Origin of the sequence: Tardiphaga sp. 862_B3_N4_1 (assembly GCF_051811085.1) — a bacterium.
GTDB lineage: Bacteria > Pseudomonadota > Alphaproteobacteria > Rhizobiales > Xanthobacteraceae > Tardiphaga > Tardiphaga robiniae.
This window is the reverse complement of the sequence record NZ_JBPWQB010000001.1, coordinates 121,587-133,699: the sequence shown is the minus strand read 5'-3', so window position 1 is coordinate 133,699 and position 12,113 is coordinate 121,587. Positions and strand designations below refer to the sequence as shown.

Genomic DNA, 12,113 nt, shown 5'->3' with positions numbered 1-12,113 from the left:
AATCGCGGTAAAATCTGCGCGACGTCATCCGACGCCCTCTTCGTGGGCGTCGGATGACTTTTATTCAAAAGAATATTGCGGTTGCGTTAGGCTCGGCCTGCCCGAAAAACGTTACGCGATCTGCCGACTGTGGGGCTAGTACCGCTCCGGCACATACATTTCGGCTGGCACCGGCGTGCGGTGATAGTCGGGATTGCGTACGCGTGCAGGCAGGACCACAGGCGGATGCTCGACTTCCTGATAGGGAAGCTGTTCGAGCAGATGCGCGATACAGTTCAGGCGGGCCTTCTTCTTGTCGACGGCCTGCACCACATGCCACGGGGCTTCCGGAATATGCGTATGCTCGAGCATCGCTTCCTTTGCCTTGGTGTATTGCTCCCAGCGGGTGCGCGCCTCGACATCCATCGGGCTGAGCTTCCACTGCTTGAGCGGATCGGCGATGCGCATCGAGAAGCGCAGGTGCTGCGCTTCATCGGTGATCGAGAACCAGTATTTGACCAGGATGATGCCCGAGCGCACCAGCATGCGTTCGAATTCCGGCACCGAGCGGAAGAATTCCTCCACGTCATCCTCGGTGCAGAAACCCATCACGCGCTCGACGCCGGCGCGGTTGTACCAGCTACGATCGAACAGCACGATCTCGCCGCCGGCGGGGAGGTGCGAGACGTAACGCTGGAAGTACCATTGGGTGCGTTCGCGCTCATTCGGCGCGGGGAGTGCGGCAACGCGGCAGACGCGTGGATTAAGCCGCTGGGTGATCCGCTTGATGACGCCACCCTTGCCAGCGGAATCGCGACCCTCGAAGATCACCACGACCTTGAGCTTGTTCTGCTGCACCCAGCTCTGCAACTTCACCAATTCGCCCTGCAGGCGGAACAGTTCCTTGAAATAGAGGCGTCGCTCGATGGTCTCCGCCGGGCTGTGGTCGGACATTTCGTTGGTCAGGGCGTCGAGACGATCGTCATCGATCTCGAGCTCGAGTTCTTCGTCGAAGCCGTCCAGCATCTCTGCACGAATGCGGTCGTGGATTGCTTGCGCGTCGTCGAGGGAATGTTCGGTCATGGCAGCTCCGCTTGTATCGAATGGGTCCACGGTTATGGACCGATGCAAATGTCAGCGGTGTGACACTGCCTCCCATGCCCGGAGCGAATGGGCAAATGGCCCCAATGGTCTCGCCGCCGCTGTCCATGCAGGACGGGGTACCGCAAGCCGAAATTCAACTACGCGTGATTGGCGCTACCTTGAGAGCCAAGCGTGCGCATCTGAGGTCGCGGGGCTCGTTGACCAAGGAAAAATGTGATGAATAAATTCATTCTGTTGGGCGCCGCTTTACTGATCGCCGGCACTTCGAGCTGGACCGCGCAGGCCAAAGACGGGCATAGCGCTGCCAGCAAGCATCGACGGATCATGTCCTCTCACGCGCGGTATGAGGGAAGCGCCCCCGTAACGGTCTATCGCGGATTTGGTGCCGGCCCCGGTTCATATGGATACAGCGCGCCATATGGATATGGCGGCGGTTCATACGGCGGAGATGACAATGCGGAAGGCCGAACGAGCGGCGGCTAGGACGCCTTGGCAGTTTCGGCTGCTAGCCCACTCGCAGACGGAATAGGCGGCGCTGCGCCAGGTCTCAGGTGGCAGCGCCGTTTACAAACCCAAATCATAATTTGTACGCCGTGCGGAAGCCGCCCCAATGGCGTCCCTGTATGCGCACAGGCACGTCGATCTCGCGCATCATCACGGTCTGACCGTTGCCCATGTCGCGGGCATAACTCTGGATCAGATAGGAACGGGTGTTGCGACCGGCGGCCAATCCAGCCGGATCGTTGAAGATGCGGCGATTGCGGCAGTTGGCCGTGTTCCAGGCGACATCACCCGGGCGCTGCGGCTTCGAATAGATGCTGTTATGCACCGGCAGATAGCCGTTGCGGTCGATCATGGCGCAGAACGCCATACGGGAGTCCTTTGCCAGAAACGCATCCTGGAATTCGGGGAGTGCGCGGTCGGCCCAGCCGAGAATCTTTGTCCGGTACTGTACCGGACTGGAGCCAGGGATTTCGACGTAGTTGTCGTCGAACATGTCGTCGATGCTGATAGCGCCGGATGCAATACCGTCGGCAAAGATCTTGTTGAGCGCGGCGCCGGCATCAATGGCGCGGGTGACGAATTCGGTGTTTTCGTCATGAATAGCCCATAGCCGGTCTTCGATCCGGCTGATGAGAGCCCCGTCGGGCGCGACGAACAGTGCCTGTGCGCCGGCGGGGGAATGTTCGGCAATGCGCAGGCGGCAGGGGCCGACCTCGCTGAGTTCAGCAGCAACGATGTCGTGCAACGGAAGCCGGTTCGCGTCCGGTCCGCCGATGAGAATGCCGTCCATCGAGATTTCATAGACCGGCGCGCTGATCTGGCCGCCGCGTGCCTGAAGATCGACGTTGAGGTGACATGGCAGCTTTTCGCGTCGTCGCTCGTCTTCGCGTTCGCTTTGTTTGAGCAGTACCGCGCAACGCGACTTCAGCCGCGAGGCAAACATCGTCACAGCCTGGCCGGCCTGCGCGACATGCTCGCCGTGCGCAGCCGCTTCCTTTGCAGCGCTATCGATTTCTGCGGCGCTGTCGCCGACCGAGACGATGAACTGCGAGGCAGTGGCAGCGTTATGCGACATCTCGCTGGTCGTCGCGTTCTGTTCGGCGACCGCGCCGTTGACATTGGCAAAGACCGGGCGGATCGCGTCGATGGCGGTGGAGATGCGATGCACGGCGTCGACCGAACTCGCAGCGTCGCGCTGCAGGGTATCGATCTTCTTCCTGATCTCTTCGGTGGCGTTCTGAGTCTGCACTGCCAGCGCCTTGACCTCGGTGGCGACGACCGAGAAGCCGCGGCCTGCAGCGCCGGCGCGTGCCGCCTCGATGGTCGCGTTCAGCGCCAGCATTGTTGTCTGCCGGGCAATCTGCGCGATCAACTCCAACACATTGCTGATGGCAGCGGAGGAGTCGCGCAGGCGATCCACATTGGCGCTGGCTTCATGCGCGGCGGCGCCGGCCTCGTCCGCGAGCCGGCTGGCATCGCGCACCTGGGTGCCGATGCCCTCGGCCGAATGGGTGAATTTGTCGGCGGCCTGCGCAAAGGTGGTGGCGGTGGATTGCGCGGCGCTGCTGCGGTCGGCCAGCACGTCGGTGCGGGCGCGGATGGCGGAGAGGGTAGTGGCGGTCGATTCGGCGCCGCCGGCCACCGAAGTTGCCGCGCGCTCGAGCTGGCGGATAAGCGCGCCCAGCTCGAGTTCCAGCAACTCCAGGATGTCGCGAGCGGTATCTGGTTCAGGATGCTGCGGTGCCACGGAAGGTGCTGTGTTTTCAGCAATCATCACCACTTCAGCCGCTTCCGGCTGCCGCTTGCGGAACAGTCCAAACGCCATCGGTGACCCCAATGAATACAATCTATGCGGGTAACCTTGCACCTCGGCGTGAAGTGATGGTTAAGGTCGGTCGCGGTATTGCGAAGATCTGCCGGATTCGGCTGCAAATTTTTGATTTTGCCGATTTCGCGGCCTATAACCCCGCGCCGCAGCCCTAACTACCCTGACGCTTCAAGAGAGACCGCATGGCCGGACATTCCCAATTCAAGAACATCATGCACCGCAAGGGCCGGCAGGATGCCCAGAAGTCCAAGCTGTTCAGCAAGCTGGCGCGCGAAATCACCGTCGCTGCCAAGATGGGGACGCCGGACCCGTCGATGAATGCCCGGCTGCGCTCCGCCGTGATCGCCGCCCGGCAGGAGAACATGCCGCGCGACAACATCGAGCGTGCCATCAAGAAGGCGATCGGCAGCGATGGCGAGAACTACGATGAAATCCGCTACGAGGGCTACGGCCCCGGCGGCGTCGCCGTCATCGTCGAGGCGCTGACCGACAACCGCAATCGCGCCGCCTCCGACATCCGTTCTTACTTCACCAAATCTGGCGGCAATTTGGGCGAAACCGGCTCAGTTTCCTTCATGTTCGACCATGTCGGCGTGATCGAATATGACGCCGACAAGGCCTCTGCCGACGACATGCTCGAAGCTGCCATCGACGCCGGCGCGGATGACGTGGTGTCGGGCGAGGGCGGCCATGAGGTCTATGCCTCGCAGGAGACGTTCCGCGAGGTTGCCAAGGGACTGGAAGCCAAGTTCGGCGAAGCCCGCAAGGCGGCGGTGATCTGGAAGCCGCAGAATACGCTCTCGGTCGATGACGAGACCGGCGAAAAGCTGATCAAGCTGATGGACCTGTTGAACGAGCATGACGACGTGCAGAACGTCTATGCCAACTTTGAGGTGTCCGACGCACTGATGGCCAAGATGGGCGGCTGAGCAGGGGCTCAGCTTCCCTCTCTTTCCTTTGGGACGGCTTCGCGTTTCTATTTCGTTCCCTGCCCTCCGGCGTTATCCCTGTGGGATGACAAACCCTGCGATTCGCCCTCCTGTCCGTATCATCGGCATCGATCCGGGCCTGCGCCGCACCGGCTGGGGCGTGATCGAGATCGACGGCAACCGGCTGACCTATATCGGCTGCGGTTCGGTGGAACCGCCGGACAATCTGCCGTTGGCAAGCCGGCTGCTCGGCATTCATGAAGGTCTCGCCAAGATCCTCGGCGACTTCCAGCCGGCCGAAGCTGCGGTGGAGCAGACCTTCGTCAACAAGGACGGCGTCGCGACGCTGAAGCTCGGCCAGGCGCGCGGCATCGCCATGATGACGCCGGCGATGTTCGGCATTGCCGTCGCCGAATACGCGCCCAATCAGGTGAAGAAGACCGTGGTCGGCGCGGGCCACGCCGACAAGAACCAGATCCAGGTGATGCTGAAGATCCTGCTGCCGAAGGCTGAGCCGAAATCCGCCGATGCGGCCGACGCGCTGGCCATCGCCATCACCCATGCGCATCACCGTCAGAGCACGGCACTGCGCCTCAAGGTCGTCGGCGCGTGATCGGCAAGCTCAAAGGCCTGATCGACAGCTATGGCGAGGACTATGTGATCCTCGACGTACAGGGCGTCGGTTATCAGGTGCATTGTTCCGCTCGCACGCTGCAGGCACTGCCGCAGGCGGGCGAAGCTGCGGTGCTCGCCATCGAAACCTATGTCCGCGAAGACCAGATCAAGCTGTTCGGATTCCGCAGCGATATGGAGCGCGAATGGTTTCGCCTGCTGCAGACCGTGCAGGGCGTTGGTGCCAAGGTCGCGCTCGCCGTGCTCAGCACGCTGCCGCCGGCCGACCTCGCCAACGCTATCGCGCTGCGCGACAAGACGGCCGTGGCGCGCACGCCGGGCGTCGGTCCTAAAGTGGCCGAGCGCATCGTCAGCGAATTGAAGGACAAGGCGCCGGCCTTTGCGTCCGTCGATCCGGTGGTCGCGCAACTCGCCGGTGCGATGGACGACAACCGCGCACCAGGCGCCGTCAGGGATGCGATCTCCGCGCTGGTCAATCTCGGCTATGGCCAGCCACAGGCGGCGGCCGCCGTCGCAGCCGCGTCGCGCAGCGCAGGCGAGGGTGCGGAAACGGCGCAACTCATCAAGCTCGGGCTGAAGGAATTGGCGAAGTGAGCCTGGCCAGAATCGCCCGTGTGATCGGCATTGTCGCGATCTTCGGTATTGTCGGTTCGCTATCCGTGGCTGCGCTCGTATCGTTGCTCGTCGTCGGTCTGGGTGCGTCGATCCTGCAATTGATCTTCTCTGTCGCCGATCTCGATGGTTTCAGATCGCTTGTCTCGATTGCACTGTGGCTGCTGGCATTCGTTGCTGCATTGGCGGCGCTGCTGCCGTCGCTCGGTGCCGGCGTCGTCTTCGCGCTGTCGGCCGTCTATGCCGGACAAAACGCGATCTGGATGGCGTGGCTTGCTGCGGCCGTCGGCATTGCCGGCTTCATCGGGTTTGGAATGTTCGTTCAGCCCTCGGAATCGTCGGCGGTGATTTTGCCCGGCGTTCGATCACTCACGCAGGCGCTGTCACTGTCCGCATTGCTCGCGGGCATTGCCGTGATTCCAGCCAGCCTGTGCTGGTGGTTCGCGCGGCCGTTGCACCGTGGTAACGTCGCATCATGAATACGCCACCCGATCGCATCATCACGCCCGAGCGCCGTTCCGACGATGTCGGCGACACCACGCTGCGCCCGCAGTCGCTGTCCGATTTCGTCGGCCAGGCACAGGCGCGCGCCAATCTGCAAATCTTTATCGATGCCGCCCGCAAGCGCGGCGAGGCGCTGGATCACACATTGTTTGTGGGCCCGCCCGGTCTCGGCAAGACCACGCTGGCGCAGATCGTGGCGCGCGAACTCGGTGTCGGATTTCGCGCGACATCCGGTCCCGTCATCGCCAAGGCCGGCGATCTCGCCGCATTGCTGACCAATCTCGAAGAGCGCGATGTCCTCTTCATCGACGAGATCCACCGTCTCAGCCCCGCAGTGGAAGAAGTGCTCTATCCGGCGATGGAGGATTTTCAGCTCGACCTCATCATCGGCGAAGGTCCTGCCGCACGCTCGGTGAAAATCGAACTGTCGAAATTCACGCTGGTCGGCGCGACCACCCGTGCGGGTCTGCTGACCAATCCGCTGCGTGATCGTTTCGGCATTCCGCTGCGGCTGAATTTCTACACGATCGACGAGCTCGAAAAGATCGTCACGCGCGGTGCTCGCGTGCTGGACATCGGCATGACCCCTGAAGGCTCTAACGAGATTGCGCGCCGTGCCCGCGGCACGCCGCGCATCGCCGGGCGTCTGTTGCGCCGTGTGCGTGACTTTGCCTCCGCTGCGGATGCGTCAGCGATCGATCGCAAAATCGCCGACCACGCGCTGTCCGCATTGGAAGTTGACAGTGCGGGTCTCGATGCCATGGATCGCCGCTATCTCACCACCATCGCCATGAACTATGCCGGTGGTCCCGTTGGCGTCGAGACCATGGCGGCCGCGCTGTCCGAGCCGCGTGATGCCATCGAGGACATTATCGAGCCCTATCTGATCCAGTGCGGCTATCTGCAGCGCACCCCGCGCGGCCGGCTGCTCACCTCGCATGCGTTCAAGCATCTCGGACTGAGTGAGCCGAAACGGGATGAGAGCCAGATCGGCTTGTTCGGATCGAGCGAAGAAGAGTAGCACACAATGACCGACAAGATGATCGGCGTGGTCGCCGCGCTAATCCGTGACGATAGAGGGCGCATGCTGGTGGTGCGCAAGCGCGGCACCGTGGCCTTCATGCAGCCGGGCGGCAAGCGTGATGCTGGCGAGGACGATCTGGCCGCGCTGGGGCGCGAGATCAGCGAGGAGCTCGGCTGCCGGATGGTGCCGGGCTCCGCGCAAGCACTCGGACAATTCACCAGCGTCGCCGCGAATGAGCCGGGATGGCGGGTGCAGGCCAGTGTTTATGCGGTGAAGGTGGATGGAGCGATCGCGCCCCAGGCCGAGATCGCCGAAGCGATTTGGATCAATCCAACTGCGCCTGAGGCTATCGTCTTGGCGCCATTGACGCGTGATTATGTGCTGCCACTCGCAGCTCACGGCTTTTCGTTATGACAGGTTCTACGACCTTCCATCTCGACGGCCTGCATCGCATACAGGTGGGGGTTTATTACGAGGGCGCCGATTTGGCGGGAAGCTTGTAATTGTCTTTCGGGGAAGAGACTTTAACGCGCCCAATTCTAAAGACCGGACTATTGCAAATCTTTCGCTTGGCTTCGGTAATTCTCAGATAGCAGGCTTGCCCAATATTGGCGGCCGCTAGGCCTGAACCGTCGATGCGGCGATCTCGTCCAGTACTTCGGTCAATCGGTCTACGGCCCAATCCACTTGTGACTCGTCGATAATCAAGGGCGGCGCAAAGCGTATCGTGTTCCGGTGAGTATCTTTGGTCAGCACTCCCGCCTGAAGCAAGCGGCTGATCACCGTACCGGCACTAGCCATGTTGCGGTGTAACTCGACCCCCGCAAACAAACCGCGACCGCGCACCTCGCGAATGATCGGATTTTTGATCGCGGAGAGCCGATCGAGGAGATGCGCGCCGACAGTCGCGGCGCGTTCAATCAATCGCTCGTCGATCAGTGTGTCGAGGGCGGCTAATCCAACCGCTGATGCAATCGGGTTGCCTCCGAACGTGCTGCCGTGGTCACCGGGAGTGAAAACCTGCATGACCTCGCGACGGGCGAGGAAAAGCGAAACCGGCAACATCCCGCCGCCGAGCGCCTTGCCGAGCATCAGACCGTCGGGTGTTACTCCTTCATGCTGACACGCGAGCAGACGTCCGGTGCGTCCCAGACCGCTCTGGATCTCGTCGCACAGCAGCAGCACGTTGTTCGCCTTGCAAATGCGCGCGACCTCAGCGAGATATCCAGGGGGCGGCACATTGATCCCGCCTTCGCCTTGAATTGGTTCGACCAAAAAGGCCGCGGTGTCAGGGGTAATGGCCGCGGCGAGCGCCGACGCATCGCCGAACGGCACGCGCGTGAAGCCGGGCGGGAACGGCCCGAAGCCGTCGCGATATTGGGCTTGCGAAGAAAAGCCGACGATCGAGATGGTGCGGCCGTGGAAATTTCCTTCCGCGACGATGATTTCGGCCCGGTCAGTCGGCACTCCCTTGACCCTGTAGGCCCATTTACGTGCCGCCTTGAGCGCCGTCTCGACGGCTTCCGCGCCGCTGTTCATCGGCAACGCGGCGTCCATACCGGTAAGTGCACAAGCCTTCGCGAGGAAAGGCCCCAGCCGATCGCTGAAATAAGCGCGCGAAATCGTATCCAGGCGTCGTGCCTGTTCTGTCAGCGCCTTGACGAGGCGCGGATGGCAATGGCCGAAGCTCGCCGCCGAATATGCGCCCATCATGTCGATGTAGCGTCTGCCAGCCTCGTCCCACACGTAGACACCAGCCCCGCGGACGATCGTGACCGGCAACGGTGCATAGTTTCCTGCGCCAAAACGGGCTTCGAGACCGGCGAAATCAGTCATGACAAGCGCTCCTGCCGCGTTCCTCCCCCGCACCGGTTCGGCATGCCATCCCGACCGTTGGTGAGGGCGCACAAGCACAACTACATCGTGAGATCACCGCTCATGGCGCGCTCTCCCGATTGGGCGCGCGTAAGGCGATGCGCACCTTAGTTCTGATGTAGGAAGGCCGACGCAGAAAAAACAGGTGTGAGGGCTCAAGACAGGCACCGCCACCTCTCCCGTTCTGCTATAATCCGTTCATGACGATCGGGATTACCGGGCCCGAACGGAAGACGCCAGGGCGAAACGCCGTGGTCGGGGTGATTGTGACTGCCATCTTCTCCGGAATTTGCCTGATCCTTCTCGCGATTGTCGGCGACTTCCTGGTCGACTGGATGTGGTTCTCCGCGGTCGGCTATTCGCAGGTTTTCTGGACATCGATCGGCGCGAAAGCCGCCGTCTTTTCCGTCGTCTTCGCGGCAACTGCCGTCATTGCGTGGGCGAACGCCCGGCTGGCACTTTTTCTTGTCCGACGGCGGCGAGGCGGGCTTCCCGTCGGCTTCGACTGGAAGCTCGCGGCCACTGCGGTGCCGCCCGATCCGTTCGAATTCATGCGCGATCGGTTGCCATGGCGCCTTGCCATCGCTGGCGGCGCCGGATTCCTCGCTCTGCTTGTTGCATGGGAGGAGGTCGGCAACTGGAGCATCATTCTGCAGTTCCTCTATCAGGTGCCATATGGCGCGAATGATCCGCTGTATGACAAAGATATTGGATTCTATCTGTTCTCTCTGCCCGCCTATATCGCCATCAAGAATTGGGCATTGCTAACGCTGTTCATGAGCGCACTTCTCGCCGCAGTGATCTATTGGCTGCATGGTCAGATCGAATACCAGGTCCAGCGGTGGTCGATATCACCGACAGCGGTTGCTCACGGCTCGGCGCTGCTCGGCTTGCTCTTTGCGGTGAAGGCATGGTCCTACGGACTCGACCGTTATTTGCTGCTCTACGGAGACAATGGCGTAGTGGTTGGCGCGAGCTACACCGATGTCCACGTTCAGCTACCCGTTCTCTGGTTGCTGATCGGGCTTTCGATCGTCGCGGCATGCGCCGCGTGGGCGAACCTGTGGGCGCGTACCTACTGGCTCCCCACTGCCGCGATGTTGCTCGTCTTCGGGGGCGCCTTCCTGCTGTCCGGCGTGATCCCGACGCTGTTTCAGCGGTTCTACGTGAAACCGAACGAACTGGAACTGGAGCGGCCCTACATCGAGCGCAGCATCCGTCTGACCAGGGAAGCCTATAATCTCGACAAGATCGCCGCCAAGCCCTTTCCTGCCGAACAGGACCTTACCTTCGCGACACTCGAAGCCAACAAGGCGACCATCGAGAACATCAGATTGTGGGACGGGCAGCCGCTAGCCGATACCTACGCCCAGCTGCAGGAGATACGCACTTACTACAAATTAAGTGACCTGGATGTCGACCGCTACTGGCTTCGCGGCACCTACCAGAGCGTGATGCTGTCGGCACGCGAGCTCAGATCCTCACTGCTACCGCCGAACGCCCAGACGTGGGTCAACCTCCACCTGCTGTTCACCCACGGCAATGGAGCGGTGATGAGCCCGGTAATGCACAAGAGCGCTGAAGGGCTTCCGCTGCTTTACCTGCGGGATATTCCTCCCGTTGCGGACGGAGGCCCCGAAATCCGCGAACCGCGCATTTATTATGGACAAGAGGAGAGCCACTACGTTGTCGTCAGGACGACCACGCCGGAATTCGACTATCCGAAGGGGAGTGAAAACGCATACACGGTCTACGACGGTGCCGGTGGCGTACCGCTGACGGGTATGGTGCGAAAAATCATCTTCGCTCACCACTTCAACGACATGAACCTGCTGCTCTCCAGCTACATCACCGACGACAGCCGGATCATGATCCGGCGCAATATCGGGGAACGGCTACGCACGATCGCCCCGTTCCTCAGCCTCGACCACGATCCCTATCTGGTCATCAGCGAGGGGCGGATGTTCTGGATCCAGGATGCCTATACAACGAGTAACTATTTTCCCTCTGCGCAGCCCGCGCCCGGCCGCAATCTGAACTACATCCGCAATTCCGTGAAGGCCGTCATCGACGCCTATAACGGCAGTGTCGACTTTTATCTGATGGACCAGGCGGACCCGATCGTAGCCACCTACCAGCGAATCTTTCCGGGGCTATTCAAGCCGTTTGCGGCAATGCCGTCCGATCTGCAAAAGCACATTCGCTATCCCGAGGACCTCTTCCTGATTCAGGCGCAGCTTTACCAGACCTATCACATGGCATCTGCCGACGTTTTCTATAACCGGGAGGATCTTTGGCAGTTTCCGCGCCAGCCGGCCGGCGACGGCGTCGCGCCGATGGTCCCTTACTACATTGTGATGCGGCTGCCCGGAGAAACCCAGGCCGAGTTCTTTATCATGATCCCCATGGTGCCAAGCCGACGCGACAACATGATCGCATGGCTGGCAGCGCGCTGCGACGCTCCAGACTATGGAAAATTGATCGTCTACGAATTTCCCAAGGAGAAGCTCGTCTACGGACCGTTCCAGATCGAGGCGCGCATTCATCAGAACACGGAGATCTCCCAGCAAATATCGTTGTGGAACCAGATGGGTTCACGGGTGATCCGCGGAAACCTGCTGGTGATCCCGATCGAGAATTCGATCCTGTACGTATCGCCGCTGTACCTGCGCGCGGTCCACGGACACTTGCCGGAGCTCAAGCGCGTGATCGCCGCCTACGGCGAGCATGTCGTCATGAAAGAGACGCTTGCCGAGGCCTTGTCCGCGCTTTTCATCGAAACTAACGCGTCGCCGACATCGCTGAGTGCTGCGACGGAAATGCCACGTGCGAGCCCTGCGGAAAACAGGGCGCAGGAGGCGCTTGATCGCTATAACGAGGCAATGAAGCTGTTGAGGTCTGGGGATTGGGCAGGCTTCGGCACGCAGATTGACGCGATGCGCGGTCTTTTGGAGAAAATGAGCCGGGAATCAGCCGGACACTGACCAACGCCGGCTGATTGTCATTCGACAAAGAGATGCGCGTTCCCGCGACCAAGATTCCAGGTGCATCCCGAGCAAGGTTCAAGCCCAAAGCGATTGGCACTTGCTGGGGAAGGTGCCTCTGTGCAAGACGGTTACTC

12 protein-coding genes are annotated in these 12,113 nt (G+C 61.3%); 9 read left to right on the top strand and 3 right to left on the bottom strand.

All coding sequences use genetic code 11. The features are described 5' to 3' along the window. Positions 1 to 135 precede the first annotated feature (135 nt). A complete protein-coding gene (ppk2, locus tag AB8B02_RS00610; protein WP_092144861.1) occupies positions 136 to 1,062 on the bottom strand; it encodes a polyphosphate kinase 2 in 927 nt (308 codons plus the stop codon). 237 nt (positions 1,063 to 1,299) lie between these two features. On the opposite strand from ppk2, the gene AB8B02_RS00605 reads away from it, so the two are divergent. Continuing rightward, positions 1,300 to 1,566: a hypothetical protein gene (locus AB8B02_RS00605; protein WP_089265382.1), complete on the top strand. Its 267-nt coding sequence runs from the start codon at positions 1,300 to 1,302 to the stop codon at positions 1,564 to 1,566. 94 nt (positions 1,567 to 1,660) lie between these two features. Here the strand turns inward: AB8B02_RS00605 and AB8B02_RS00600 are convergent, their stop codons facing one another. Then, entirely contained in the window at positions 1,661 to 3,361 is a 1,701-nt protein-coding gene (locus tag AB8B02_RS00600) for a methyl-accepting chemotaxis protein (protein WP_439064564.1), read from the bottom strand. A 62-nt stretch (positions 3,362 to 3,423) separates the two neighbouring features. Between AB8B02_RS00600 and AB8B02_RS00595 the strand changes: the two genes are divergently transcribed. From AB8B02_RS00595 to AB8B02_RS00565, 7 genes are all read left to right on the top strand, one after another. Then, a complete protein-coding gene (locus tag AB8B02_RS00595; RefSeq protein WP_158596842.1) occupies positions 3,424 to 3,570 on the top strand; it encodes a hypothetical protein in 147 nt (48 codons plus the stop codon). 27 nt (positions 3,571 to 3,597) lie between these two features. Next, on the top strand, positions 3,598 to 4,344 hold the full coding sequence (locus AB8B02_RS00590; protein ID WP_439062831.1) for a YebC/PmpR family DNA-binding transcriptional regulator: 747 nt from the start codon (positions 3,598 to 3,600) through the stop codon (positions 4,342 to 4,344). 85 nt (positions 4,345 to 4,429) lie between these two features. Continuing rightward, the gene (ruvC, locus tag AB8B02_RS00585; protein ID WP_184519190.1) at positions 4,430 to 4,957 is read left to right on the top strand and encodes a crossover junction endodeoxyribonuclease RuvC; all 528 of its coding nucleotides are present in this window, start codon (positions 4,430 to 4,432) and stop codon (positions 4,955 to 4,957) included. Continuing rightward, positions 4,954 to 5,571 (top strand): Holliday junction branch migration protein RuvA, encoded by a 618-nt coding sequence (gene ruvA, locus AB8B02_RS00580; protein WP_089265378.1) that lies wholly within the window; start codon positions 4,954 to 4,956, stop codon positions 5,569 to 5,571. Before ruvC ends, ruvA begins: the two co-directional genes overlap by 4 nt. After that, a complete protein-coding gene (locus tag AB8B02_RS00575) occupies positions 5,568 to 6,068 on the top strand; it encodes a hypothetical protein (protein ID WP_068735190.1) in 501 nt (166 codons plus the stop codon). The genes ruvA and AB8B02_RS00575 overlap by 4 nt, the downstream gene beginning before the upstream one ends. Then, entirely contained in the window at positions 6,065 to 7,114 is a 1,050-nt protein-coding gene (ruvB, locus tag AB8B02_RS00570) for a Holliday junction branch migration DNA helicase RuvB (RefSeq protein WP_439062830.1), read from the top strand. The genes AB8B02_RS00575 and ruvB overlap by 4 nt, the downstream gene beginning before the upstream one ends. A gap of 6 nt (positions 7,115 to 7,120) precedes the next feature. Next, positions 7,121 to 7,531: an NUDIX hydrolase gene (locus tag AB8B02_RS00565; RefSeq protein WP_439062829.1), complete on the top strand. Its 411-nt coding sequence runs from the start codon at positions 7,121 to 7,123 to the stop codon at positions 7,529 to 7,531. A 204-nt stretch (positions 7,532 to 7,735) separates the two neighbouring features. On the opposite strand, the gene rocD is transcribed toward AB8B02_RS00565, so the two are convergent. After that, positions 7,736 to 8,953, bottom strand: a complete 1,218-nt coding sequence (gene rocD / locus AB8B02_RS00560) for an ornithine--oxo-acid transaminase (protein ID WP_439062828.1) — start codon at positions 8,951 to 8,953, stop codon at positions 7,736 to 7,738. 239 nt (positions 8,954 to 9,192) lie between these two features. Between rocD and AB8B02_RS00555 the strand changes: the two genes are divergently transcribed. Next, on the top strand, positions 9,193 to 11,976 hold the full coding sequence (locus tag AB8B02_RS00555; protein ID WP_439062827.1) for a UPF0182 family membrane protein: 2,784 nt from the start codon (positions 9,193 to 9,195) through the stop codon (positions 11,974 to 11,976). Positions 11,977 to 12,113: the final 137 nt, after the last annotated feature.